The organism is Massilia sp. CFBP9026 (assembly GCF_034045165.1).
GTDB lineage: Bacteria > Pseudomonadota > Gammaproteobacteria > Burkholderiales > Burkholderiaceae_D > Telluria > Telluria arenae.
In genome coordinates this window covers 226,465-251,265 of the sequence record NZ_JAXCWH010000003.1, presented here as the reverse complement: position 1 = coordinate 251,265, position 24,801 = coordinate 226,465, and the positions used below count along the sequence as shown (strand labels likewise).

Below are 24,801 nucleotides of genomic sequence, written 5' to 3'. Positions count from 1 at the left end.
GACAATGAGGCTCCACGGATCGGAGCCCTCATGGATCAAACAAGGCGCAGGCGGCATACCCGATGGTGGCTGCTCCTCGCCGCCATCATCGTATTGACAGGCATCGCCTTCGCCATCATGTGGCGACCCGCGCTGGCGCCGCGAGCCACGCCACCTTCCTTCGACCAGGCCCGCATCGAGCGCGGCGCCAATCTCGCCCACCTCGGCATGTGCGCGTCATGCCACACAGCCGACCTGTCCCGCCCCTTCGCCGGCGGCAAGCCGATGGAAACGCCGTTCGGCACCGTCCACAGCACCAATATCACGCCGGACCGCGACACCGGCATCGGCGCCTGGAGCGCTGAAGCTTTTACTCGTGCCATGCGCGAGGGCGTCTCGCGCGACGGCCACCGGCTGTATCCCGCCTTCCCCTACAACCATTACGTGCGCATGACCCAGGCCGATATCGACGACCTGTACGCCTACTTCATGACGCGCTCCCCGATCGCCGCGCCGGCGCCCGCCAACGACATGACCTTCCCCTTCGGTTTCCGGCCGCTGGTCGGCTTCTGGAACGTGCTGTACCTGGACGATGCGCCGTGGCGGCCCGACCCAGAACAATCCGCCGAATGGAACCGCGGCGCCTACCTGGCCGATGCCGTCGCCCACTGCGCCGCCTGCCACACGCCGCGCACGAAGCTGGGCGGTCCGGATATCAAGCGCCAGCTGGATGGCGGCGAAGCCGAGGACTGGTACGCGCCGGCCCTGAACCGTCACTCGCCGTCGCCGCTGCCATGGACACGCGAACAGCTGCAGGCCTACCTGCGCACCGGCATGGCCGAGGATCACGCGGTCGCCGGCGGGCCGATGCAGGACGTGGTGATGCACCTGGCCCAGGCCGATGAAGGCGACGTCGCCGCGCTGGCCGCCTGGACCCACAGCCACCTGTCGCGGGCGCCGCTGCGCGCGACGCCGGCGCAGCAGGGCGGAGCGCTCCCCCAACCCGCCGCCGACGATCCCGACCTGCCGCGCATGCGCCTCGGCTACGAGCTGTATGCCAATTCCTGCGCGCGCTGCCATGACGTCGGCCGCGCCCCGAGCTCGGGCAGCGCCCTGCCGCTGCAGAAAGCGATCGCCCTGTACGACCCCGACCCGCGCAGCCTGATCCACATCGTCGACAGCGGCATCCTGCCGCCGGAGGGCGAGCCGGGACGCTGGATGCCCGGCTTCAAGGCGATCCTGAGCGATGAACAGGCCGGCGCGCTGGCCGCCTACCTGCGCAAGTACGGCGCCGGCCAGCCGGCCTGGCCGGAACTGGACCAGCAAGTGAGCAAAGCGAGAGCACCATGACGACTTACCGCCTGCAGGTGAACGGCAAGCCCCACGCCGTCGATACCGATCCCGACACCCCGCTGCTGTACGTGCTGCGCAACGACCTGGCGCTGAACGGCGCCAAGTTCGGCTGCGGCCTGGGCCAGTGCGGCTCCTGCACCGTGATCATGGACGGCAAGCCCGTGATGTCCTGCCTGGTCCCCGTGTCGAGCGTCGGCACGCGCGCCGTGCGCACCGTCGAAGACCTGGGCAGCAGCGACAAGCCCGGCGTGCTGCAGCAGGCCTTCATCGACGAGCAGGCGGCGCAATGCGGCTACTGCATCGCAGGCATGATCATGCAGGCCAGCGCGCTGCTCGAAAAGACGCCGGCACCTACCGACGCGCAGATCCGCGCCCACATGTCGCCCAACCTGTGCCGCTGCGGCACCCATATGCGCATCCTGCGCGCGGTGAGGCGTGCCGCCGACGTGCTGGCAAAGGGAGAAAAGCGATGAGCGCAGACCAGGGCCGCCGCCGCTTCCTGGCCGCCGGCGGCGCGCTGACGCTGTCGTTCGCCATGCCAGCGTGGTCCGCGCAGGACGCATTACCGAAAAGCCTCGAACAAACGCCCTGGCTCGACGCCTGGATCCGCATCGACGCCGATGAACGCATCACGGTCTTCACCGGCAAGGCCGAGCTGGGGCAAGGCATCAAGACCGCGCTGCTGCAGGTCGTGGCCGACGAGCTGCGCATCGCGCCAGGACGCCTGACGCTCGTCACCGCCGACACCGCGCGCACGCCGGACGAAGGCATGACCGCCGGCAGCAACTCGATGAAGGACAGCGGCGCCGCGCTGCGCCATGCGGCGGGCCAGGTGCGGATGCGCCTGGGCGAACTGGCGGCGGCGCGCCTTGGCGCGCCCGAGGCCGGCCTGGCCTTGAAGGATGGCGCCTTCGTCGCCCCCGACGGCCGTCGCGCGAGCTTCGGCCAGCTGGTCACCGGCCAGGAGCTGCACCTGCGCGCCACGCCGCGACCGGCGCCGCCCGCTCCCGGCCCGAAGACGGCGATCGGCCAGTCGCTACCACGCGTCGACATCCCGGCCAAGGTCACGGGCGGACCCGCTTACGTGCAGGACCTGCGCCTGCCGAACATGGTACATGCGCGCGTGGTGCGTCCACCCTCGCAGGCAGCGACCTTGACCGGGTTGGATACGGTCGCCGTCATGCGCCTGCCCGGTGTCTTGAAAGTCGTGCGCGACGGCCGCTTCCTGGCCGTGATCGCGGACGGCGAATACCGCGCCGTGAAGGCCGCCGCGCTGCTGGCGCGCGCCGCACGCTGGGAGACGCCGGCCGCGCTGCCGGTCCATCCCGACATCAAAGCGCTGGTAATGGCCCAGCCGGCCGAACCGACGACCATCCTCGAGCGGGGCGCGCGGGTGCCGGAGGGCATGCACTTCAAGGCCACCTATACCCGCCCCTTCCAGCTGCACGCTTCCATCGGTCCGTCCTGCGCGGTGGCGCAGCTGGTGGAGAACCGCTACACGGTCTGGACCCACTCGCAGGGCGTATTCCCGCTGCGCAGCGCGCTGGCCGAGCTGCTGGGAACCCGGGAGGACGCGATCCGCTGCATCCACGTCGAGGGTTCGGGCTGCTATGGCCACAACGGCGCCGACGACGTGGCGGCCGATGCCGCCCTGCTGGCGCGCGCCTTCCCGGGCCGGCCGGTGCGGGTGCAGTGGATGCGCGAGGACGAACACGGCTGGGAGCCCTTCGGCGCTGCGATGGTGGCGCAGGTGGCGGCCACGCTGGGCGCTGACGGCCGCATCGCCGACTGGCAGTACGACGTTTTCACGCCGCCGCACAATACGCGTCCCGGCAAGGCCGGCAACCTGCTCCCGGCAACGCATCTGGCCAAGCCGTTTACGCCGCCAAAACCGAAACCCAGCCCGCAGCCGGAAGGCAGCGGCGACCGCAATGCCATCCCCTATTACCGGCTGCCGAACGCGCGCGTGACCCATCATTTCCAGCCGGAGGCGGTCCTGCGCACCTCGGCCATGCGCGGCCTGGGCGCCTATTGCAATGTGTTCGCGATCGAAAGCTTCATGGACGAACTGGCGCGCGCGGCGAAAGTCGACCCGGTCGCGTTCCGGCTACGCCACCTAGACGATCCGCGCGCCATCGACGTGGTGAAGCTGGCGGCGGGAAAATTTGGCTGGGCCGATTACAAGAAAACCGCGCGGCGTGGCCGCGGCTTCGCCTTCGCCCGCTACAAGAACCTGGCGTCGTATTGCGCGCTGGCGGTCGAGGTGGAAGTGGCGCGCGAAACGGGTCTGGTGCGGGTGACGCGCGTATCGAGCGCCGTGGATTGCGGCGAGATCGTCAACCCTGACGGCGTGCGCAACCAGATCGAGGGCGGCGTCAATCAGTCGGCCAGCTGGACTTTATTGGAACAGGTGCGCTTCGACGCCGCGCGCGTGCTCACCGTGGACTGGGCCTCGTATCCGATCCTGCGCTTCGGCCAGGCGCCCGACAAGGTCGACGTGCACCTGATCGACCGCCCCGGCCAGCCCTTCCTGGGCACCGGCGAAGCGGCGCAGGGCCCGGCCGCCGCGGCGATCGCCAACGCGGTGTTCGACGCCTGCGGCCTGCGCATGCGCGACCTGCCGCTCGATCGCGCGCGGGTCAGGAAAGCCTAGTTGAAGGCCTTCCAGAACATATAGGCCGCCAGCGCATACAGGATCACGGCGAAGATGCGCTGCAGCTGGCGCACCGGCATCTTGTGCGCGGTGCGGGCGCCGAGCGGCGCCATGGTCACGCTGGCCAGCACGATGATGGCCAGCGCCGGCAGGTAGACGAAGCCCAGCGACCATGCCGGCAGGCCCGGCTCGCCCCAGCCATAAAACATATTCGACAGCGTGCCCGAGAGCGCGATCGGAAAGCCCAGCGCCGCGCTGGTGGCGACCGCGTTATGGATGCGCACATTACAGCGCGTCATGAACGGCACCGAGACGAAGCCGCCGCCGGCGCCCACCAGTCCCGACAAAATCCCGATCAGGCCACCGGTGGCAAACATGCCGGCCCGGCCCGGCAATTCGCGCGCCGCCTTCGGCTTCTTCCCGATCAGCATCTGGGTGGCCGAGAAGGCGACGAAGCAGCCGAAGAAGAAGGCCAGCACCGAGGTATTCATCTGCTTGCCGATCCAGGGTCCGATCCAGGAGCCGATCAGGATGCCTGGCGCCAGCAGGCGCACCACGGGCCACAGCACGGCGCCGTGCTTGTGGTGGGCGCGCACCGAGGACATCGAGGTAAACAGGATGACGCCGAGCGCGGTGGCGATCGCCATGTGGACCACGAGTTCGTCGGCGAAGCCACGCGCGGTGAAGATCATGGTGATGAAGGGGACCAGCACCATGCCGCCGCCGATGCCGAGCAGGCCGGCCGCGAAGCCGCCGAAGGTGCCCATCGCCAGCAGGGCAAGGATCAGCCAGGGGTCCATTCAAGCCTCCCTGGCGCGCACGAGTTCGACGACCGCATCCCATTCGGATCTGGTGACCGGCGAAATCGACAGCCGGCTGCCCTTCTGCAGCAGCACCATGCCTTCCAGCGCGGGGACGGTGCGCATCTCGGCCAGCGGCAGGTAGCGCCCCGCCTCGCGCGCGCGCACGTCGACCGAGATCCAGCGCGGCGCTTCCTGCGTGGCTTTCGGGTCGTGGTAATGGCTGGCCGGGTCGAACTGGGTGGCGTCGGGATAGGGACCGCTCGCGATCTCGGCCAGCCCGGCCACGCCGGGCACGGCGCAGCTGGAGTGATAGAACAGGACGCCGTCGCCGACGGCCATCGCGTCGCGCATGAAGTTGCGCGCCTGGTAGTTGCGCACGCCGAACCAGGCCACGGTCTGGGCGGGTGCGGACAGGACGTCGTCGAAACTGACTTCGTCCGGTTCGGATTTCATCAACCAATAGCGCATCGCGCCGTTCTCCCTGCAAGGCGCCGTCACGATCGACGCGCGCACAAAAAAAAGCGGCTGCGTACAAAGTGCGCAACCGCTTGTGTATCCTAGCCCCCGCCAGTGCCGTTTTTGCCGGCATCCTGAACCAAAACGGTTCAAGGCGGTCACGGTCAGATCAATTTCGGGTTCGTCAAACGAGTGACGCTCACTCCCATCGAACTTGTTCCACGACCTATGCGTAAGAATGGTTCAAGGAATATATGGCAAATCTCGAACACCGCAGGGTAGAGCGCAGTTTACTCTTTTGAAGCGGCATGTCAAACGGATTCGGCTTTTCAGAAAAGATTTTCCTGGGGCGTCAGCGCCTTGTCGAGCACCGTGTGCATCGCTTCCAGCTTTTGCTTGACCTCGAGGATCGACATGTCCGACAACGGTCCCTGTGGCGACTTCACCGACAGGAATTCCGCGGCGACGCTCAGCGCGGCCATGACGGCGATGCGGTCGGTGCCCCTCACCTTGCCCGAGTCGCGCAGCTGGCACATCTTGCCGTCGAGGTAAGCGACCGCCTCGCGCAGGGTGCGCTCTTCGCCGTCGCGGCAGGCCAGGCGGTAGGGCTGGCCCATGATGGTGACGTCGAGATGGATCATCGTTGCTCCTGACGGGCGGCGTGCGCGAGATGGAGCGGCAGCGGCTCATCCGGCCCGGGCTCGGGTTGACCGCCCTCGCCTTCGGGTTCCGGTTCCGGTTCGCCCGGCGGCTTGGGCAACTCGTCGAGCACGGCCTCGACCCGGCGCTGGGCCTCGATCAGGCGCTCCTTGAACGCCAGGTTCTCGGCGCTGAGCAGGGTATTGGCCTGGCGCAGCAAATAGTTCTCGGCGCGCAACGACTGGGTCAATTGGGCGAGCCGGTCGATTTTGTCTGAGAGGTCTTGGAATTCGGAAATCATCCGACACTATAGGATCGAGATGGATTTTCCGTCAACCGAATCGCGCTGCGGTGCGGCAAGACAAGCGTGGAAGGCCGTGCCGCGGCAGCCTGGCGTGCGGCAGGAAAGCGCCAGGCGGTGTACGCTGCCCGCCTCTTGCCTGTTCCGCACTTGTCGGCAATAGATGCAAAAAACACATTGCACCGGGCCTGGACTGGTTTGCGCTGGCTCAAGCGCATAAAACTATATCTACCGCCGGACGCTTGAAAAGGCAAGTTATCGTCCCTATAATTAGCACTCGTTAGCTGAGAGTGCTAACAACTCTTTGCAGATTGCCGCGGCACCTGAATACAGGGCCGGGGCGATGTCAAAAAACGCTAGTTAAACCACTGAATATTAAGGAGTTTTGCATGAACCTTCGTCCTCTGCACGATCGCGTAATCGTCAAGCGCCTCGACCAGGAAACCAAGACTGCGTCTGGCCTGATCATCCCTGATGCCGCGGCAGAGAAGCCAGACCAGGGCGAAATCCTCGCCATCGGTAACGGCAAAGTGCAAGACAACGGCCAGGTCCGTCCGCTGGAAGTCAAGGTCGGCGACCGCGTGCTGTTCGGTAAGTACTCCGGCCAGGCCGTCAAGGTCAACGGCGAAGAACTGCTCGTGATGCGCGAAGAAGACATCATGGCCGTCGTCCAGCAGTAATTCCCTGACCCCATTCACGAAACATTCGGAGAAATAACAAATGGCAGCTAAAGAAGTAGTGTTCGGCGACGCAGCGCGCGCCAAGATGGTCGAAGGCGTCAATATCCTGGCCAACGCAGTCAAGGTCACCCTGGGTCCGAAAGGCCGCAACGTCGTGCTCGAGCGCTCGTTCGGCGCCCCGACCGTCACCAAGGATGGTGTCTCGGTCGCGAAAGAAATCGAACTGAAAGACAAGCTCCAGAACATGGGCGCGCAGATGGTCAAGGAAGTCGCTTCCAAGACCAGCGACAACGCCGGTGACGGCACCACCACCGCGACCGTGCTGGCACAAGCCATCGTGCGCGAAGGCATGAAGTTCGTTGCCGCCGGCATGAACCCGATGGACCTGAAGCGCGGCATCGACAAGGCCGTCGCTGCGACCGTCGAAGAACTGAAGAAGATCGCCAAGCCAACCACCACCACCAAAGAGATCGCACAAGTCGGCGCCATTTCGGCCAACTCGGAAACCTCGATCGGCGAGCGCATCGCTGAAGCGATGGAAAAAGTGGGCAAGGAAGGCGTCATCACCGTGGAAGACGGCAAGTCGCTGAACGACGAGCTGGACATCGTGGAAGGCATGCAGTTCGACCGCGGCTACCTGTCGCCGTACTTCATCAACAACCCGGACAAGCAAGTCGCCGTCCACGAGCAGCCGTTCATCCTGCTGTGCGACAAGAAGATCTCGAACATCCGTGATCTGCTGCCGGTGCTGGAGCAAGTCGCCAAGGCTGGCCGTCCACTGGTCATCATCGCCGAAGACATCGAAGGCGAAGCGCTGGCGACCCTGGTCGTCAACAACATCCGTGGCATCCTGAAGACCGTCGCCGTCAAGGCGCCTGGCTTCGGCGACCGCCGCAAGGCCATGCTGGAAGACATCGCCATCCTGACCGGTGGCCAGGTCATCGCCGAAGAAGTCGGCCTGACCCTGGAAAAGGTCACCCTGGCCGAACTGGGCCAGGCTTCGCGCATCGAAGTCGGCAAGGAAAACACCATCATCATCGACGGCGCCGGCCAGGCTGAATCGATCGAAGGCCGCGTCAAGCAGATCCGCGCCCAGATCGAAGAAGCGACCTCGGACTACGACCGCGAAAAACTGCAAGAGCGCGTGGCCAAGCTGGCCGGCGGCGTTGCCGTGATCCGCGTCGGTGCAGCCACCGAAGTCGAGATGAAAGAGAAGAAAGCACGCGTCGAAGATGCACTGCACGCTACCCGCGCTGCCGTGGAAGAAGGCATCGTCGCCGGCGGCGGCGTGGCCCTGCTGCGCGCTCGCGCTTCGATCGACATCAAGGGCGACAACCCGGACCAGGACGCAGGCATCAAGATCGTCCTGCGCGCCATGGAAGAGCCACTGCGCATGATCGTCCAGAACGCCGGCGAAGAGCCATCGGTCGTGGTCGCAGCAGTGTTGGCCGGTTCGGGCAACTACGGCTACAACGCTGCCAACGGCACCTACGGCGACATGGTCGAAATGGGCGTGCTGGATCCAGCCAAGGTCACCCGCTCGGCACTGCAGAATGCAGCGTCGATCGCCGGCCTGATGCTGACCACCGACTGCATGGTCTCGGAACTGGCTGAAGACAAGCCAGCCGGTGGCATGGGCGGCATGGGTGGTATGGGCGGCATGGGCGGCATGGACGGCATGATGTAATTCAGCCGGTCGCCTGGCGCGCCGCGGCAACGCCGGCGCGCCAGTCTTCCACGATAAAAAGCCCGCGAGGTTCACACCTCGCGGGCTTTTTTGTTGTTTGATGCAGCGGGAACCTCAGCTCCTGGCGCGCGGCCCCTTGCGACGCAGCCACAGCATGGCCGCGAAGGCCGCGCCGCCCAGCCACAGGGTGCCCGGCTCCGGCATGTCGACCGGGTCGTTCGGCTCGACCTCGATGTCGTCCGGCGGACCACCCGGGGTGCCGGGGATGCCGGGATTTCCCGGGGTGCCCGGAACGCCTGGCGTGCCCGGCGTATCGGGACCTCCCGGCGTGCCCGGCACACCCGGTGTGGGCGGAGGCAACTCGGGATTGGGTCCCGGGCCAGGATCGGGATCGGAGCCCGGGTCCGGCGTCGGCGTTGATGGCGTCGGCGTGGAAGGGGTCGAAGCGCCAGGCAGGTCGCCGCCAGGACTGTCGCCGCTACCGGTATTGCCATTGCCGGCACTTCCCGGCGTCGGGGTACTGCCGACAGGCGTCCCGGTCGACGGCGTCGTCGCGCCATCGCCGCTGCCGCCGCCCAGCGTGCCGCCGTTCGAAATGCCCGAACCATACCGTGCGGGCGGACTGCCCATGAGGTCGGCCAGGCGCGGCTGCGCGGCCGGCGCAGCGCCCGCCAGCAGGCCGGCGCCGTTCGGGAACACCTCGGTGTGATAGCGCTGTCCTGCGTAGGGATCGTCGTCGAGCCCCTCGAGGCCGGCCGCCACGGCCATCAACCCGCCGCCATCCTCGACGACGAAGGAATCGAGTTCCGACTCGGTCGGCCCATGGGCTTCGACCGGATACATCGGCACATCTGAAATCCGGTTGGCGCAGCGCGCCCGCATCTCGTTCTTGCCGTCGGTGAGCAGGGTTTCGCCCGGCGCCAGCATCAGCTTCTTCTTGGTCCAGTAGATCTGGTCGCCCTTGCGGTACGACACGTAGACGGCGCGCGGCGCGGTCACGGTGACCGCGCGCGCATTCGCCACGTCGAAGCCGGCATAGTGCGCTGCGACCACGGCGTCGGTGCGGATGACGCGCGCCAGCTCGTCCTTGTCCGCCACGCCGCCCGGAATGATCGAGAACGGATAGATGCGCCGCGCGGCGCCCTGTTCGGCGGCCGGCGCCGGGACCGACGCGGCCGGCGCCAGTGCGGCGCCCGGGCTTGCGCCGACGTGGGTGATCTCATCCGGATTGCGGTCCAGCCGCGTCCAGTCGATATTCAGCGGCGGCGCCAGCACGCCCGCGACGCCCGCGGCGAGCCCCAGCATCGCGAGCGCGCCCAGGCGCTTTTCGCGTTGCGACGCCCTGGCGAGGCGGCGAGTATAAGCAGAGCGGCGGCGGTCCATGACGGGAATTTCAAGTAGGAGTGATCCTACAGAGTAGCATTATTTCTACGAATAAATTCCGGTTCCATAGTGAAAAATGTGATTTCGTGGCGAAAAACACGAATTACTTTCCGTATGGAAATGGCTTGAATGAAGAACGCAAGACATCGTTGCAATGATCTTGCTTTCGGTGCAATCCATGCTGGTCGCGAACGGCGTCCCGTGTTGCTGGTCGAACACGCATGGTTTACCATGACCGCCTGCCTTCACGAGACCTGCCATGTCCACACGCGCCGCATCTTTTTCTCCCTTGCGCCTGACCATTGCCGCACTGATGCTGTGCTGCGCCGTTGCCGGCTGCAAGCGCGCCGAGCGCGAAGCGCCGCCGGCGCCCGCGCCCGCCGCGCCCACGGCCCAGGCGCCGGCGCACTCGAAACAGGACGCGATGGATTCGCTGCTGGCGCTGCCGGAACTGCAGGCATGGTCGCGCCAGATCGAACAGCGCAGCCAGGGCAAGGCGCACGGCGCCGTGATCGAGGACGATCCGGTCCCGCGCGAAGTCAACGGCAAGAAGTATTACCAGCTGAGTTTTGTCGAAAACCGCGCCGACGATGCGCGTCGCCGCGAGAGCTTCCTGGTGGCCCAGGACGGCAGCGAGATCCTGGTCGACGACACCGGCTCGGACACCCTGCTCAGCCTCCAGGAATGGCGCCGCACCATCGAGCGCGTGGACATCAAGAGCGCCAACTGACGGCGCCCCGAGTCTTCAACTATCCAGGTGCGAGATGAGCAGCCGGCGCGGGTCCTTGCCCGCCTCCGGCCCATGCTGGCCATCGACCGAAATCCCCACCGCCATGATGTCGATCAGCAGCAATTGCAGGATGCGCGAGATCATCGACAGGAAGCTGGTGCTGTCCTCGCTGTGATCGACCGCCAGGCACACGCTGGCCTTGCGCGCCAGCGGCGACTGGCTGTTGCTGATGGCGATCACGTCGGCGCCGGCGGCGCGTGCGATGTCCACCGCCTGCAATAGCTCCGGCAAGCCACCCGAATTCGATACCGCGATCACCACGTCGCCCGGCCCCAGCAAGCCCGCGGCCAGCGTGAACAGGTGGGCGTCGCCATACAGCGCGGTCGGGATCCTGAAACGGAAGAATTTGTGCTGGCCGTCCAGCGCCACCGCACGCGAGTTACCGAGCGCGTAGAACTCGACGCGCCGCGCGCGGCTCACCAGTTCGATCGCGCGGTCGAGCGAACGCACGTCGAGCTGGTCCCTGAAGCGCAGGATCGCCGACACCGTGTTGTCGATCACCTTGGCCGACAGGTCGTGGGTGCTGTCGCTCATGCGCACCTGGCTGTGGCGCACGGGGATCGCGCCGGTCAGGCTGCTCGCGAACTTGAGCTTGAATTCGGCCAGGCCCTGGAAGCCCAGCGAGCGGCAGAAGCGGATCACGGTCGGCTGGCTCACGTCGGCCAGCCGCGCGATCTCGGCGATCGGTTCGTTCAGCACCGTGCGCGGATGCTCGAGCACGAGCGTGGCCACGCGCGCCTCGGCCGGCGACAGCTCTTCGCGCAGTTGCCCGATGCGTTCCATCAGCGTGTTGGCGCCGCTGCGGCCCCGCAGGTGCTCGGCCAGGATGGTCGCCACGCCGTGGAAGGCGGGATTCGGCGTGGTGATCACATAGGTCGGGATGTCGGCCAGGTAGTCCGAAAAACGTCCCTTGGCCTCGAACCGCATGCGGAACGGCGAGCGCGCGAACCATTCGCCGAGGCGCGGCACGATGCCGCCGCCGATGAAGATGCCGCCGAAGGCGCCCAGTGTCACCGCCAGGTTGGCGGCGGCCCCGCCCAGCATGCCGCAGAAGCATTCGAGCGTTTCCAGGCACAGCGGATCGTCGGCCTCCAGCGCGCCGGACACGATGGCGGCCGCGCTGCGCGCCGTGGCGTCGACACCGTTGCGGTCGGCCAGCGCGCGGTAGATGACTTCCATGCCGGGGCCCGAGATCAGGCGCTCGTTCGACACGTGCGGCCATTCGCGCCAGGCGTATTGCAGGATGGCGAACTCGCGCTCGTCGGCCGGCGCGAAGTTGACGTGGCCGCCTTCGCTGCCCAGGGTGACGAAACCGTCCGCGGTCGGGATCCCGCCCGACACGCCGAGGCCCGTGCCCGGTCCCAGCACGCCGATGACAGCGCCCGGCACGGGCGTGCCCGGCCCCACCTGCATCAGGTCTTCCCTGGCGAAGCCCGGCAGCGCGGTGGCCAGCGCGGTGAAATCGTTGACGATCAGGAGGGTCGACAGGCCCAGCTCGCGCCGCACCGCGTCGGTGGAGAACTCCCAGGCGCGGTTGGTCATGCGCACGTAGTCGCCGTTGATCGGGTTGGCGACCGCGAAGGCGCCGTGGTTCAGCCGCACGTCCTCATGGTCTGCCAGGTAGTGGCGCAGCAGCGGGACGATGCCCTCGAAGTCGTCGCAGCGCAGCACCTGGACCGAGCGGAACACACCCGGCGCGGTCTGCAGCGCGAAGCGCGCGTGCGTTGCGCCGATGTCGGCCAGCAGGCGCGGTCCGTCGGCGAACGCCGTGCGCGCGAACTTTTCAGGCCCCTGCTGGGTATTCATCAACCCTCCGCGCGGACCAGGCCAAACCAGGCGCCGTAAGGCGGCAGGGTCACGCGGCCGCGCTGGGCTGCACCGGCCAGCCCCTCGACCGCCATGTGATCGGCGCCTTCGGTCGCCGGCCAGTCGAACGTCACTTCTTCGTTCGACAGGTTGAAGGCCGCCAGCACGCTGCGCTCGCCCGCGAGATCGCGGCGCAGGGCCAGCACCGGTTCCGGCGCGTCGATGAAGGCGATCTCGCCGCGCGTCAGCTGCGGCATGGTACGGCGCAGGGCGATGAAGCGGCGCTGGAAGTTCAGCATCGAATCGGGATCGGCGTCCTGCAGGTCGACCGCGGCGGCGGCGTGCGAAGGCTCGACCGGCAGCCACGGCGTGCCCGCGGTGAAGCCGGCGTGCGGCGCGCCGGCCTGCCACGGCATCGGCGTGCGGCAGCCGTCGCGACCCTTGAACTCGGGCCAGAAGGTGATGCCGTACGGGTCTTGCAGCAGTTCGAACGGGACGTCGGCTTCGTGCAGCGCCAGCTCGTCACCCTGGTACAGGCAGGGCGTGCCCTTGAGCGAGAGCTGCATCGCCAGCACCATCTTGGCGAAGCCGGCGCTGGCTTGCGGGCCGCCCCAGCGCGTCATCACGCGGATCGCGTCGTGGTTGCCGACCGACCAGGAGGCCCAGCCTTCCTCGACGCGGCGTTCGAAGTCTTCCACTTGCGCGCGGATGTGCGCGGCCGTGAACACCGGCGTCAGGAAGTTGAAGCTGTAGGCCATGTGCAGCTTGTTCCCGCCTGCCATGTACTCGTTCATCTGGGCCAGCGCGTCGTCCGAGCTGATCTCGCCGATCGACACCGCGCCGAATTCGTCCAGCTGGGCGCGCAGCTTTTCCATGAAGGCGATGTTCTCGGGCTGGGTCTTGTCGTAGATGTGGGCCTGCATGCCGTACGGGTTCACGTCCGTCACGGTCGAGGTGTCGCGCACCAGCGCCGGCGGATTGCTGCGCAGCTGGCGATCGTGGAAGTGGAACACGCAAGCGTCCATGCGCACGCCGTCCACGCCGCGCTCGAGCCAGAAGCGCTGGGCCGCCAGGTGGGCCTTCTGCACGTCCGGGTTATGGAAGTTCAGCTGCGGCTGGCTCACCAGGAAGTTGTGCATGTAGTACTGCTTGCGGCGGGTATCCCACTGCCAGGCCGAGCCGCCGAACACCGACAGCCAGTTATTCGGCGGGTTGCCGTCCGGGAGCGGATCGGCCCAGACATACCAGTCCGATTTCGGATTGTCGCGGTTGGAACGGCTAAGGGCGAACCAGGGGTGAGTGTCGGCGGTGTGCGACATCACCTGGTCGATCATGATCTTCAGGCCCAGGCCGTGGGCCTTGGCCACCAGGCGGTCGAAGTCGGCCAGGGTGCCGAACATCGGATCGACGTCGCAGTAATCGGCGATGTCGTAGCCGAAGTCGCGCATCGGCGACTTGAAGAACGGCGACAACCAGACGATGTCCACGCCCAGGCTCGCGATGTAGTCGAGCTTTTCGGTAATGCCGGCCAGGTCGCCGATGCCATCGCCGTTGGTATCGAGGAAGCTGCGCGGATAAACCTGGTAGATGATGGCGTCGCGCCACCAGTTCGGATTTGTCGTGGTCGAGATCTGGGTCATGGCTGGTCTCTGGTTTGGAATTCTAGGCAATATACAGGACGCAACAAAACTTGACAATTCCGGAAGTTTTCCTAAAATTCACGATTTATCCTTATGATTCAATGGCTTGAAACATCGAAAACGTTTCCAGCGGCGTCGTCGTCGTAACTAAACTACGTCGGTATGTTTCTCGTTTGTTTCACAACAATATTTTTATTGCAAAGTGATACGCCCTCGTCATAGCATCGCGTCTGTTTGACATTTCAAGGACGCGGTCGATGACTGATCTAGCAAAACCAGGTTCCGGGCGAATGCCGCGGCAGATTCCCTACATTATTGCCAACGAAGGCTGCGAGCGTTTCAGCTTCTACGGGATGCGCAACATCCTGACACCCTTCCTGATCACGACGCTCCTGATGTTCCTGCCGGAAGACATGCGCACCGGCGAAGCCAAGCACGTGTTCCACACCTTCGTCATCGGCGTGTACTTCTTCCCGCTGCTGGGCGGCTGGCTGGCCGACCGCTACTTCGGTAAATACAATACGGTGTTCTGGCTCAGCCTCGTCTACTGCGCGGGCCATGCCTGCCTGGCCATCTTCGAGGACAACGTCAACGGCTTCTACTTCGGCCTGTTCCTGATCGCGCTCGGCTCGGGCGGCATCAAGCCGCTGGTGGCCTCCTTCGTGGGCGACCAGTTCGACCAGACCAACAAGGACAAGGCGAAGGTCGTGTTCGACGCCTTCTACTGGATCATCAACTTCGGCTCGTTCTTCGCCTCGCTGCTGATGCCGCTGCTGCTGCGCGACTACGGTCCGGCCTGGGCCTTCGGCGTGCCCGGCATCCTGATGTTCATCGCCACCATGGTGTTCTGGAGCGGCAAGAAGAAATACGTGCACGTGCCGCCCTCGCCGCCGAATCCGCACTCCTTCATGCAGGTGGCCAAGACCGCCCTGCTGGCCAAGGCGCCCGGCCAGGGCCGCCCGGGCCTGAACGTGGCCCTGATCGGCGCCGCGGGCGCCGTGGTCTCGCTGGCGATGTCGGTGCAATGGGGCTTCGTGATCGGCGCCTGTACCGCGCTGGTGCTGCTGATGGCCTTCGGCGGCATCGGCGCCTCGATGCAGCTGGACCGCGCACGCGGCCTGCATCCGCAAGAAGCCGTGGACGGCGTGCGCGCCGTGCTGCGCATCCTGATCGTGTTCGCGCTGGTGACGCCGTTCTGGTCGCTGTTCGACCAGAAGGCCTCGACCTGGATCGTGCAGGCCAATGCCATGACCACGCAAGTGAGCTTCCTCGGCTGGAGCTTCGACGTCATCCCGGCCCAGATGCAGGCCCTGAACCCGCTGCTGGTGATGATCCTGATCCCGGTGAACAACCTGCTGCTGTTCCCGATGCTGCGCAAGTTTGGCATCGAACCGTCGCCGCTGCGCCGCATGACCGCCGGCATCGTGCTGTCGGCCGCTGCCTGGATCGTGGTCGGCAACCTGCAGGTCGCGCTCGACGCCGGCGATCCGGTCTCGATCGCCTGGCAGATCGCGCCATATGCGCTGCTGACCCTGGGCGAGGTGCTGGTCTCGGCGACCGGCCTCGAATTCGCCTACAGCCAGGCCCCGGCCTCGATGAAGGGCGTGATCATGGCCCTGTGGTACCTGGCCGTCACGGTGGGTAACCTGTGGGTGCTGATCGTGAACGCGAGCGTCAAGAACGAGTCGGTGGTGGGCTATATCGAAGGCACCGGCATGGGCGTGATGGCCGCGCAGATGTATTTCTTCGCCGGCTTCGCACTGCTGTCGGCGCTGGCGTTCGGCTGGTATGCGACGCGCTACAAGATGGTCGATCATTATCGCGGCAACGCGGCCTGATCGCATTGCTGCACTGAACGTGGGGTGGGCGGCTTGCCGTCCACGCGTTCAAATCCCTATCAACTGCCAATACGGCGGTGTTTTCCGGCTGCTTGAACGCGTGGACGGGGAACCCGTCCACCCTACATGAGCAAACTGCATCTCGCCCTCGTGGCGGCTTCACTCTCGACGTCCGCCTACGCCGCGGTTCCCCTCGCCACTTGCGACAGCGCCGGCTTCCAGGAAGTCCTGCAAGCCAATGGCGAACAAGTCGATGCGCGCGCCGTCTGGCTCGACAAGCGCCTGGTGCGCTGGCCCGGCGCCGCCGCTGACGGCGCTTATCGCCTGTATCACTCCCCTGCCGCATCGGTCAATGCCAAGCCAGGCGTCAAGGTGACCGGCGCCACCGGCTCGATCAAGCTCGACATCTCGACCACCGCCGTCCCGCAAGCCGCGGCCGAGCGTTTCAAATGGGTCTCCACCGGCCCGACCCTGCGCGTGGCGGACGGCGACCTGTCGCGCCTGCCCTCCTTGCACCGCGAACAGCTGGTGCTGGTGCAGGAAGACGCGCGCGGCATGGTGGTCGCCGCCACCCGCATCCAGTCGGCCGGCGCGCTCGACGAACTGTACGCCGCGGCCGAAGCCATCCCCGATCTCGGCGCCACGCCGACTGCGAAGAAGACCGGTTTCAAGCTGTGGGCGCCGACAGCGCGCCAGGTGGCGGTCTGCAGCTATGACGGTCCGACGGCCAAGGCGAACGCCGTGCACGCGATGACGCTCGACGAGAAGACCGGCGCCTGGTCGGCCAGCCTGCCGCGCGACCTGTCGGGCACCTATTACAAGTACGCGGTCGACGTCGTCGTGCCCGGCGCCGGCCTGGTGCGCAACCTGGTCACCGATCCGTATTCGATCAGCCTGAACGCGGATTCGAAGCGCAGCTACATCGCCGACCTCGATGCGCCGAACCTCAAGCCGCGCGGCTGGGACGACACCCGTCCGCCAGCCACGGTGCAGGCCCAGACCGACATGGTCATCTACGAGCTGCACGTGCGCGACTTCTCACTGATCGACGACACCGTGCCCGCCCCCAAGCGTGGCAAGTACACCGCCTTCTCCGAGACGAACTCGAATGGCATGAAGCACCTGCGCGCGCTGGCCAAAGCCGGCCTGACCGACGTGCACCTGCTGCCGGTGTACGACATCGGCAGCATCCCGGAAATCGGCTGCGCGCTGCCGCAGCCGTCCGGCGCGCCGGATGGCGAGAGCCAGCAGGCCCTGATCGGCAAAACCGCGCATACCGACTGCTTCAACTGGGGCTACGATCCGCAGCACTTCAATGCGGTCGAGGGCAGCTATGCCAGCGACCCGCAGGATGGCGCGCGCCGCATCGTCGAGTTCCGCGAGATGGTGATGAACCTGCACAAGGCTGGCCTGCGCGTCGGTACCGACGTGGTCTACAACCACACCTTCATCGCCGGGCAAGAAGAAAAATCGATCCTCGACCGCGTGGTGCCGGGCTACTACCACCGCCTGGATGCGCAAGGCGGCATCGAGACCTCGACCTGCTGCTTCAACACGGCCACCGAGAACACGATGATGGCCAAGCTGATGATCGACTCGTCGGTGCTGTGGACGCGCCACTACAAGATCGATTCCTACCGCTTCGACCTGATGGGCCACCAGCCGCGCGCGGCGATGGAACGCCTGCAGAAGGACGTGAACGAGGCCGCCGGCCGCCACGTGCAGCTGATCGGCGAAGGCTGGAACTTCGGCGAGGTGCAGGACGGCGCGCGCTTCGTGCAGGCCTCGCAGCTATCGCTGAACGGCACCGGCATCGGCACCTTCAGCGACCGCGCGCGCGACGCCGTGCGCGGCGGCTCGCCGGGCGACTCGGGCGAGATCGTCATCCGCCAGCAAGGCTATATCAATGGCCTGGTGTACGACCCGAACGCGCTGGGCGGCGACGCCAAGCCTGATGCCCTGCTGCGCGCGGCCGACCTGATCCGCGTCGGCCTGGCCGGCTCGGTGCGCAGCTACCCGATGCAGACCTTCGACGGCAAGGTGCGCCAGCTGCAGGACATCGTCTATGGCGGCAACCAGCCGGCCGGCTATGCGAGCCAGCCAGCCGAGGCCGTGAACTACGTCGAGAACCACGACAACCAAACCCTGTACGACATCAACGCGCTCAAGCTGCCGGTGGCGACCAGCGTCACCGAGCGCGCGCGGGTGCAGGTGCTGGGCATGGCGATCAATGCCTTCAGCCAGGGCGTGGCCTATTATCACGCCGGCATCGACGTGCTGCGTTCGAAGTCTTTGGACCGCAACAGCTTCAATTCTGGCGACTGGTTCAACCGTCTCGACTGGACCTACCAGGACAACTTCTTCGGCACCGGCCTGCCGCCGGCCGCCGACAACGCCAAGGACTGGCCGCTGTTCAAGCCGCTACTGGCCAATGCCGCACTCAAGCCGGCGCCCGCCGACATCGCATTCGCGCGCGACGCCTTCCGCGACCTGCTGCAGATCCGCTCCAGCTCCACGCTGCTACGCCTGCGCAGCACGGAAGACATCAACGCCCGCCTGCGTTTCTTCAACACCGGCCCGGAGCAGGTACCGACCGTGCTGGCGGCCTGGATCGACGGCCAGGGCTATCCCGGCGCGAACTTCGCCGGCCTGGGCTACCTGGTGAACGTGGACAAGAAGGCGCACACCATCGACGCCGCACTCCTGCGCGGCAAGAAGCTGCGCCTGCATCCGGTGCATACCGCGGCCGGCGCGGCGGACCAGCGCGCGCAGGAGGCGCGCTTCGACAGCGCGCGCGGCACTTTCACCGTGCCGGCGCGTACCGCCGTGGTGTTCGTGGAGTAGTCACGCAGTAGTTGAACGGCAACAACCAACACCGCAACACCGGGGTCAGGTCTGACATTCGGACACGGCCTCGACAATCACTACGCACCAATTGGTTGTCCTGCACTTTCGAGAGCTGCAACAAGCGCCGCAAAGGCTGAGCTCGTGTCCGAATGTCAGACCTGACCCCGGTTTTTGACCCCGGTTTTTACGGCCGGGTGCGACGCCGGCCTCAGGCCACGGCGTCGAGCGCCAGCGTGTCGGCCAGCCTTGCGATGGCAAAGGTATTGCGCCCCATGCCCTTGGCCTCGTACAGCGCGCCGTCGGCCAGCTCGCTGATCGCCTGCGCCGTGACGCCCGGCGCGTCGGCCAGGCCGACGCCGATGGTGACGCCCACGGGAATCGCATGGCTGCCGACCACGAACGGCGCTTCCATCGCCTGCATGATCTTCTTGGCCACCAGCTCGACGTCGCGCGGCGAGCCGACTTCGTCGAGCAGTACGGTGAATTCGTCGCCGGCCAGGCGCGCCACCAGGTCGGAGCTGCGCACCACCTTGCGCACGCGGCGCGCGAACTCCACCAGCACCATATCGCCCACCGCGTGGCCGTGACAGTCGTTGATCTGCTTGAAGTGGTCGATGTCCAGGTATAACAGGGCGAAGGCGCGCTCGCGCTGCGGCGCGCGCTGCACCGCCGCCTGCAGCGCCAGCTCGAACTGGCGCCGGTTCGGGATGCCGGTCAGCGCGTCGGTGTGGGCCAGCGCGTGCAGGTTACGCTCGTGCATGCGCGCCGCGGTGGCGTCGGTGGTCAGGATGTAGACGCCGACCACCTTGCCGTCGCGCAGGTGCGGCAGGAAGGTCGAGTGCACGATGCGGATGTGCTTCTTGCGCACGATGTCGTGCTCGCACTGCGAGGCCTTGCCTTCCCAGGCATCCTTCAGGGCTTCCTGCTGCTGCGACCAGTAGTCCTCGCCGAAGGCCTCGACCATGGTCTGGCCCACCACCTGCTCGGGCGCCTTGCCCAGCCAGGACTGGTGCACCGCGTTGGCGAACACATAACGATGGTCGTGGTCGAGATGCGCGATCAGCACCGGCAGGTTGTCGGTGATCGTGCGCAGGCGTTCCTCGCTCTCGACCAGCCGGTCCTTCGAGGCCTTCAGTTCGGTGATGTCCTTCATCGCCACCACCGCGCCGAGGGTCTTGCCCTGGGCGTTGCGCAGCGGCCGGCCGCTGGACATCAGCGTATAGGGAACGCGTTTGCTCGGCGCGATCACCATCGCGCCGTCGCGCACCACCTCGCCCTTGAGCGCGCGCACCAGCGGCACCTCGTCCATCGCCATCGGCGTGCGGCCGTCGGCGTGATAGAGCGAGTAGTACTGCGACCATTCGCTTGGCGCCACCGCCTTCAGGTCGAGGCCATGGAAATCGCGCGCGGTGCGGTTGAACAGCGTCAGGTTGCCGATGGCGTCGCAGGCGACCACGCCGACGTCGATCGATTCCAGCACTGCGTCCAGCAGCTCCTGCTTTTCTTCAAGCTGCTGGCGGATGCGCATGGACTCGGCCACGCGCTCTTCCAGCTCGGCGGTGCGGGCCGCGATGCGGGCTTCGAGTTCGGTGTTGAGCGACTTGAGCGCCTGCTCGGCGAGCATGCGCGCCATCACCGCCTTCATGTGATTCAGTTCGGTTTCGACCAGCCCGGCCAGGTCCTTCAGCACCTGGCGCTCCTCGATGCTGAAGCCGCGTGGCGCGCTGTCGATGACGCACAGCGTGCCCACCGCCTGGCCGTCGCTATAGACCGGCTGGCCGGCGTAGAAGCGGATATGCGGCTCGCCCGTCACCAGCGGATTGTCGGCGAAGCGCGGATCGCACGCCGCGTCTTCCACCACCAGCATCTCGCTCGCCTGCACCGCGTGGCTGCAGAACGAGATCGAGCGCGGCGTCTCCTGCGCTTCGAGTCCGGCGCGCGACTTGAACCACTGGCGCTCGGCATCGACCAGCGACACCAGCGCGATCGGCACACCGAAGGTCATCGCGGCGAGCCGGGTGTACCGGTCGAAGCGCGTTTCCGCAGGCGTGTCGAGGATTTGAAGCGCGGCCAGCGCGGCAAGGCGGGCCTGTTCGTTGTGTGCGTAGGTGATGATGATGGTGCTCTTCCAAATACCGGTTCAGGGGCGGCGGGTCGAGGCCGGGACGATGAGGGAACGCCGGGGATGAGGGCGTCCACGGCCGAATCTTACATGGGGTTCCTAGTGGAAACTACTGTTTCCGCCGCCAGCGTTGCGTGGCGTAGACGCTTTTACGCGGAGGGCTAAGCGGTCGTCAATACGATGTACCGTCTCAAGCCTGAGCGACACGAATTAATGTTTCCTTACGGCATCTATCGCCGTGCGTCCGGTCGCCGGATCGTCGGTGAATACCGCGTCCACGCCGGCTTCAAGGTAGGCGCGGATCTCGCCCGCCGCGTCGCCGCGCTGGCTGGGCGAGGCGATGGGTGCGGCGCGCAAGCCCGTTGGCAGGAACGGGTTCTCGGGCCGCATGGTCCACACATGGATTGCCAATCCGGCGGCGCGCGCATCCTGGACGAAGCGGGTCGGCACGCCCAGCGCGCCTCCCGCATCGCGCGGGATGACGATGGTCTTGTACGGCGCCACCACGTCGGCATAGCCCGCGATCGCGCGCAGTCCTTCCGGCGTGATCATGTCGGCATAGGTCAGGCCGCTGCCGGCTTCGATCGCATCGTGGGGCGCGCCGCTCGGACTGACCAGCTGCACCAGGCGGTAGCCGGCCATCGCGCGCAGCTCCTTCAGGTTGCCGGTTTCGAAAGACTGGATGAACACGGCCGCATCGCGGCCGCGGTAGCCGTTCGCCGCCAGCACCTCCACCACGCGCCGCTCGAGCGGCAGGCCGATCGACTTGAAATAGCTCGGGTGCTTCAGCTCCGGGACCAGGCCGATGGTCTTGTTGCGCGCGCGGCTCTCGCTGTCGACCAGGTCGATGATCTCCTGCAGTGTCGGGATGGCGTACTGGCCGTCGTATTTCACATTGGCCGGCCGGTTGGCGGGAATGCGCTCGCGGGCGCGCAGCAGCTTGAGTTCGGCGAGGGTGAAGTCTTCGGTGAACCAGCCGCTGACCACCGCGCCGTCAATGGTCTTGCTGGCCTTGCGCGCGGCGAACTGCGCCAGTTCGGCGACGTTGGTAGTGCCCGAGATCTCGTTCTCGTGGCGCGCCACCAGTACGCCGTCGCGGGTCGCGACCAGGTCGGGCTCGATGCTGTCGGCGCCGTCCTCGATCGCCTTGCGGTAGGCGGCCAGCGTGTGCTCGGGACGCAGGGCCGAGGCGCCGCGATGGGCGATGACGCTGGGAGAAGTGGGCCAGGCCGGGCCCGGATTTTTCAGGTCATGGCTGGCGCAGCCGGCCGCCAGCAGCGCGACGAATGCCGCGCCGGCGATGCGCAAGGAAAGTGAACGGGCAAGATGCGGCACGGGCCACCTCCGATGATCAGGCTTGGCGTTCATTGTCGGGGTTGACCGTGACACCGGTGTGACAGCCGGCGTTCAGGCCGCCGGCCCCTTGACCACCGCTTCGACCCGATGGCCGTCCGGATCGACCAGGAAGGCCGCGTAGTAATGCGGGCCGTAGTCGGGCCGCAGTCCCGGAGCGCCGTTATCCGCGCCGCCCGCACGCAACCCGGCCGCGTGGAAGGCATCCACGGCCGCCCGCGTCGGCGCCGCGAACGCGAGGTGAAACCCCGGCCCAGGCGCCGCGGCGTCATCGCGCTGCTTCAGGCACAGGATATCCTCGTCATCCTCCAGGCCATAGCCGATCGCCTCGTCGTCCTCGAACACGCGCCTGAAACCCAGCGCGCCAAGGATGCCGTCGTAGAAACGCATGCTGGCATGCAGATTCCGCACGCCGAGCGACAGGTGATGAATCATGTGGGCCCTTCTAGATATCCAGGTGCGAGATCAGCAACCGGCGCTGTTCGATGTCGTTCTGGCTACCCTGGCTCCCCTCCCCTTGCGCCCCCAGCGAGATCCCGACCGACATGATGTCGATCAGCAGCAGCTGCAGGATGCGCGAGATCATCGACAGGAAGGTGGTGCTGTCCTCGCTGTGGTCGACCGCCAGGCACACGCTGGCCTTCTTGGCCAGCGGCGACTTGCTGCTGGTGATGGCGATGACGTCGGCGCCCTGCGCGCGTGCAGTGTCGACCGCCTCCAGCAGGTCGGGCAGCTGGCCGCCGGTGGAGATCGCGATCACCACGTCGCCCGGTCCCAGCAGGCCGGCGGCCAGGTTGAGCAGGTGCGAATCGCCGTACAGCGCGGCCGGGATGCGAAAGCGGAAGAACTTGTGCTGGCCGTCCAGCGCCACCGCGCGCGAATTGCCCATCGCGTAGAACTCGACCCGGCGCGCGCGCCGCAGCAGCTCGATCGCGCGGTCGATCGCATGTACGTCGAGCGCGTCGCGGAACTTCAGGATCGCCGACACCGTGTTATCGATTACCTTGGCCGACAAATCATGGGTGCTGTCGGTGACCCGCACCTGGCTGTGGCGCACCGGGATGGTGCCGGTCAGGCTGCCGGCGAACTTGAGCTTGAAGTCGGCCAGGCCCTGGAAGCCCAGCGAGCGGCAGAAGCGGATCACGGTCGGCTGGCTCACGTCCGCCAGGCGCGCGATCTCGGCGATCGGTTCGGACAGCACCTTGCGCGGATGGTCGACCACCAGGCTGGCCACGCGCTGCTCGGCCGGCGACAGTTCGTGGCGCAGCTGCTGCACCCGGTCCATCAGCGTGTTGGCGCCGCTGCGTCCGCGCAGGTGTTCGGACAGGATCGCCGACACGCCGTACAGGGCCGGGTTCGGGGTCATGATGACGAAGGTAGGGATCTGCGCGATGTAGTCGGTAAAGCGCCCCTTGGCCTCGAAGCGGGCCCGGAACGGCGAACCGGCGAACCACTCTCCCATGCGCGGCACGATGCCCCCACCGATGAAGATGCCGCCGAAGGCGCCCAGCGTCACCGCCAGGTTGGCGGCGGCGCTGCCCAGCATGCCGGCGAAGGTTTCCAGCACTTCCAGGCACAGGGCGTCGCCGGCGTCCAGCGCGCCGCTCATGATGTCGGCGGTGCTGCGCGCAGGCGCATCGATGCTGTTGCGTTGCGCCAGCGCGCGGTAGATCAGTTCGATGCCGGGGCCGGAGATCAGGCGCTCGTTCGAGACGTGCTTCCATTCGCGCCAGGCATATTGCAGGATCGCGAATTCGCGCTCGTCGCTCGGCGCGAAGTTAACGTGGCCGCCCTCGCTGCCCAGGGTCACGAAACCGTCGATGGTCGGGATCACGCCCGATACGCCCAGGCCCGTGCCGGGACCGAGCACGCCCGACACCGCATGCGTCTGCGCTTGCCCGCCGCCGACCTGCAGCAAGTCCTTCGGCTGGAAGCCGGGCAGCGCCATCGCCAGCGCGGTGAAGTCGTTCACGATCAGGAGCGTCGACAGGCCCAGCGCGCGGCGCACCTCGTCGGTCGAGAACTGCCAGTCGCGATTGGTCATGCGGATCAAATCGCCGCTGATCGGATTGGCCAGCGCGAAGGCCGCGTGGCTGATGCGCTGGTTCGGATGATCGGCCAGGTAGGCGTGCAGCAGCGGGACGATGCCGTCGTAGTCGTCGCAGCGCAGCACGCTGACTTGGGAGAGGACCCCGGGCGCGGTCTCGAGACCGAAGCGCGCATGGGTGGCGCCGATGTCGGCCAGCAGGCGCGGACCGTCGGCAAAGGCGGCGCGCGCGGGCTTCAGTTTGGTGTCTGGATCAACGGTCATCGTGTAAGGATACCATTGAAGTAAATGCAAGAGAATGGGGGTTCGTGGGTGCTGCGAAGGGTGCGGGTGCGCTTGCAAACTTGGGTACCCGCCTGCGCGGGTACGACGTTCTGACGGTGTGGGCCACCGCAGTTACCGCAGTCCGCTACGCACGCACGTC

General features: G+C 66.5%; 19 protein-coding genes and 1 other RNA gene. 8 read left to right on the top strand and 12 right to left on the bottom strand.

The annotated features are described in order from the left end of the window. The first annotated feature begins 30 nt into the window (after positions 1-30). The 3 genes from SOM28_RS09460 to SOM28_RS09450 are packed head-to-tail and all read left to right on the top strand — an operon-like array spanning position 31 to position 3,985. A complete protein-coding gene (locus SOM28_RS09460) occupies positions 31-1,329 on the top strand; it encodes a c-type cytochrome (protein ID WP_320467960.1) in 1,299 nt (432 codons plus the stop codon). After that, the gene (locus SOM28_RS09455) at positions 1,326-1,805 is read left to right on the top strand and encodes a (2Fe-2S)-binding protein (protein ID WP_320467959.1); all 480 of its coding nucleotides are present in this window, start codon (positions 1,326-1,328) and stop codon (positions 1,803-1,805) included. The genes SOM28_RS09460 and SOM28_RS09455 overlap by 4 nt, the downstream gene beginning before the upstream one ends. Further along, on the top strand, positions 1,802-3,985 hold the full coding sequence (locus SOM28_RS09450) for a xanthine dehydrogenase family protein molybdopterin-binding subunit (protein WP_320467958.1): 2,184 nt from the start codon (positions 1,802-1,804) through the stop codon (positions 3,983-3,985). The genes SOM28_RS09455 and SOM28_RS09450 overlap by 4 nt, the downstream gene beginning before the upstream one ends. Here the strand turns inward: SOM28_RS09450 and SOM28_RS09445 are convergent. The 5 genes from SOM28_RS09445 to SOM28_RS09425 all read right to left on the bottom strand — a co-directional run bounded on the left by SOM28_RS09445 (position 3,982) and on the right by SOM28_RS09425 (position 6,133). Next, entirely contained in the window at positions 3,982-4,785 is an 804-nt protein-coding gene (locus SOM28_RS09445) for a sulfite exporter TauE/SafE family protein (protein ID WP_208281269.1), read from the bottom strand. The genes SOM28_RS09450 and SOM28_RS09445 overlap by 4 nt on opposite strands. Beyond that, the gene (locus SOM28_RS09440; RefSeq protein ID WP_320467957.1) at positions 4,786-5,256 is read right to left on the bottom strand and encodes an EVE domain-containing protein; all 471 of its coding nucleotides are present in this window, start codon (positions 5,254-5,256) and stop codon (positions 4,786-4,788) included. Positions 5,257-5,345: 89 nt separating this feature from the next. Beyond that, positions 5,346-5,527, bottom strand: a non-coding RNA gene (gene ssrS / locus SOM28_RS09435) — 6S RNA. 46 nt (positions 5,528-5,573) lie between these two features. Continuing rightward, positions 5,574-5,885, bottom strand: coding sequence for a cell division protein ZapA (locus SOM28_RS09430; RefSeq protein ID WP_123071851.1), 312 nt, complete (start codon positions 5,883-5,885; stop codon positions 5,574-5,576). After that, on the bottom strand, positions 5,882-6,133 hold the full coding sequence (locus SOM28_RS09425) for a hypothetical protein (RefSeq protein ID WP_229415088.1): 252 nt from the start codon (positions 6,131-6,133) through the stop codon (positions 5,882-5,884). The genes SOM28_RS09430 and SOM28_RS09425 overlap by 4 nt, the downstream gene beginning before the upstream one ends. Before the next feature lie 440 nt (positions 6,134-6,573). Between SOM28_RS09425 and groES the strand changes: the two genes are divergently transcribed. Together groES and groL are read left to right on the top strand one after the other, a co-directional pair. Beyond that, positions 6,574-6,864 carry a co-chaperone GroES gene (groES, locus tag SOM28_RS09420; protein ID WP_123071853.1) on the top strand — a complete coding sequence of 97 codons (291 nt, stop codon included), beginning with the start codon at positions 6,574-6,576 and terminating at the stop codon, positions 6,862-6,864. 40 nt (positions 6,865-6,904) lie between these two features. After that, a complete protein-coding gene (gene groL, locus SOM28_RS09415; RefSeq protein ID WP_123071854.1) occupies positions 6,905-8,551 on the top strand; it encodes a chaperonin GroEL in 1,647 nt (548 codons plus the stop codon). A gap of 114 nt (positions 8,552-8,665) precedes the next feature. Here the strand turns inward: groL and SOM28_RS09410 are convergent, their stop codons facing one another. Beyond that, positions 8,666-9,934 (bottom strand): hypothetical protein, encoded by a 1,269-nt coding sequence (locus tag SOM28_RS09410; protein WP_320467956.1) that lies wholly within the window; start codon positions 9,932-9,934, stop codon positions 8,666-8,668. Positions 9,935-10,193: 259 nt separating this feature from the next. Between SOM28_RS09410 and SOM28_RS09405 the strand changes: the two genes are divergently transcribed. Then, positions 10,194-10,664 carry a hypothetical protein gene (locus SOM28_RS09405; protein WP_320467955.1) on the top strand — a complete coding sequence of 157 codons (471 nt, stop codon included), beginning with the start codon at positions 10,194-10,196 and terminating at the stop codon, positions 10,662-10,664. Between the two features lie 15 nt (positions 10,665-10,679). On the opposite strand, the gene SOM28_RS09400 is transcribed toward SOM28_RS09405, so the two are convergent. Beyond that, entirely contained in the window at positions 10,680-12,530 is a 1,851-nt protein-coding gene (locus SOM28_RS09400; RefSeq protein WP_123071857.1) for a glucokinase, read from the bottom strand. Beyond that, complete coding sequence (locus SOM28_RS09395; protein WP_320467954.1) at positions 12,530-14,170, bottom strand: alpha-glucosidase family protein; 1,641 nt, start codon at positions 14,168-14,170, stop codon at positions 12,530-12,532. Before SOM28_RS09395 ends, SOM28_RS09400 begins: the two co-directional genes overlap by 1 nt. 290 nt (positions 14,171-14,460) lie before the next feature. Here SOM28_RS09395 and SOM28_RS09390 point away from each other — a divergent pair, with 290 nt between their 5' ends. Beyond that, positions 14,461-16,008, top strand: coding sequence for a POT-type proton-dependent oligopeptide transporter (locus tag SOM28_RS09390; protein ID WP_183407556.1), 1,548 nt, complete (start codon positions 14,461-14,463; stop codon positions 16,006-16,008). A 126-nt stretch (positions 16,009-16,134) separates the two neighbouring features. Then, entirely contained in the window at positions 16,135-18,852 is a 2,718-nt protein-coding gene (locus SOM28_RS09385) for an alpha-1,6-glucosidase domain-containing protein (RefSeq protein WP_320467953.1), read from the top strand. 211 nt (positions 18,853-19,063) lie between these two features. On the opposite strand, the gene SOM28_RS09380 is transcribed toward SOM28_RS09385, so the two are convergent. The 4 genes from SOM28_RS09380 to SOM28_RS09365 all read right to left on the bottom strand — a co-directional run bounded on the left by SOM28_RS09380 (position 19,064) and on the right by SOM28_RS09365 (position 24,641). Further along, a complete protein-coding gene (locus SOM28_RS09380) occupies positions 19,064-20,914 on the bottom strand; it encodes a sensor domain-containing diguanylate cyclase (RefSeq protein WP_320468146.1) in 1,851 nt (616 codons plus the stop codon). Between the two features lie 273 nt (positions 20,915-21,187). After that, positions 21,188-22,345: a glycerophosphodiester phosphodiesterase gene (locus SOM28_RS09375; protein WP_414675170.1), complete on the bottom strand. Its 1,158-nt coding sequence runs from the start codon at positions 22,343-22,345 to the stop codon at positions 21,188-21,190. Between the two features lie 39 nt (positions 22,346-22,384). After that, positions 22,385-22,765 carry a VOC family protein gene (locus tag SOM28_RS09370; RefSeq protein ID WP_123071361.1) on the bottom strand — a complete coding sequence of 127 codons (381 nt, stop codon included), beginning with the start codon at positions 22,763-22,765 and terminating at the stop codon, positions 22,385-22,387. Between the two features lie 10 nt (positions 22,766-22,775). Further along, a complete protein-coding gene (locus SOM28_RS09365) occupies positions 22,776-24,641 on the bottom strand; it encodes a glucokinase (protein ID WP_320467951.1) in 1,866 nt (621 codons plus the stop codon). Positions 24,642-24,801 lie beyond the last annotated feature (160 nt).

Excerpts from the sequence above, each read along its gene's own strand:
- SOM28_RS09460 (WP_320467960.1), top strand. The coding sequence starts at position 31 with ATGGATCAAACAAGGCGCAGGCGGCATACCCGATGGTGGCTGCTCCTC.
- SOM28_RS09455 (WP_320467959.1), top strand. The coding sequence starts at position 1,326 with ATGACGACTTACCGCCTGCAGGTGAACGGCAAGCCCCACGCCGTCGAT.
- SOM28_RS09450 (WP_320467958.1), top strand. The coding sequence starts at position 1,802 with ATGAGCGCAGACCAGGGCCGCCGCCGCTTCCTGGCCGCCGGCGGCGCG.
- SOM28_RS09445 (WP_208281269.1), bottom strand. The coding sequence starts at position 4,785 with ATGGACCCCTGGCTGATCCTTGCCCTGCTGGCGATGGGCACCTTCGGC.
- SOM28_RS09440 (WP_320467957.1), bottom strand. The coding sequence starts at position 5,256 with ATGCGCTATTGGTTGATGAAATCCGAACCGGACGAAGTCAGTTTCGAC.
- SOM28_RS09430 (WP_123071851.1), bottom strand. The coding sequence starts at position 5,885 with ATGATCCATCTCGACGTCACCATCATGGGCCAGCCCTACCGCCTGGCC.
- groES (WP_123071853.1), top strand. The coding sequence starts at position 6,574 with ATGAACCTTCGTCCTCTGCACGATCGCGTAATCGTCAAGCGCCTCGAC.
- groL (WP_123071854.1), top strand. The coding sequence starts at position 6,905 with ATGGCAGCTAAAGAAGTAGTGTTCGGCGACGCAGCGCGCGCCAAGATG.
- SOM28_RS09410 (WP_320467956.1), bottom strand. The coding sequence starts at position 9,934 with ATGGACCGCCGCCGCTCTGCTTATACTCGCCGCCTCGCCAGGGCGTCG.
- SOM28_RS09405 (WP_320467955.1), top strand. The coding sequence starts at position 10,194 with ATGTCCACACGCGCCGCATCTTTTTCTCCCTTGCGCCTGACCATTGCC.
- SOM28_RS09400 (WP_123071857.1), bottom strand. The coding sequence starts at position 12,530 with ATGAATACCCAGCAGGGGCCTGAAAAGTTCGCGCGCACGGCGTTCGCC.
- SOM28_RS09395 (WP_320467954.1), bottom strand. The coding sequence starts at position 14,170 with ATGACCCAGATCTCGACCACGACAAATCCGAACTGGTGGCGCGACGCC.
- SOM28_RS09390 (WP_183407556.1), top strand. The coding sequence starts at position 14,461 with ATGCCGCGGCAGATTCCCTACATTATTGCCAACGAAGGCTGCGAGCGT.
- SOM28_RS09385 (WP_320467953.1), top strand. The coding sequence starts at position 16,135 with ATGAGCAAACTGCATCTCGCCCTCGTGGCGGCTTCACTCTCGACGTCC.
- SOM28_RS09375 (WP_414675170.1), bottom strand. The coding sequence starts at position 22,345 with ATGAACGCCAAGCCTGATCATCGGAGGTGGCCCGTGCCGCATCTTGCC.
- SOM28_RS09370 (WP_123071361.1), bottom strand. The coding sequence starts at position 22,765 with ATGATTCATCACCTGTCGCTCGGCGTGCGGAATCTGCATGCCAGCATG.
- SOM28_RS09365 (WP_320467951.1), bottom strand. The coding sequence starts at position 24,641 with ATGACCGTTGATCCAGACACCAAACTGAAGCCCGCGCGCGCCGCCTTT.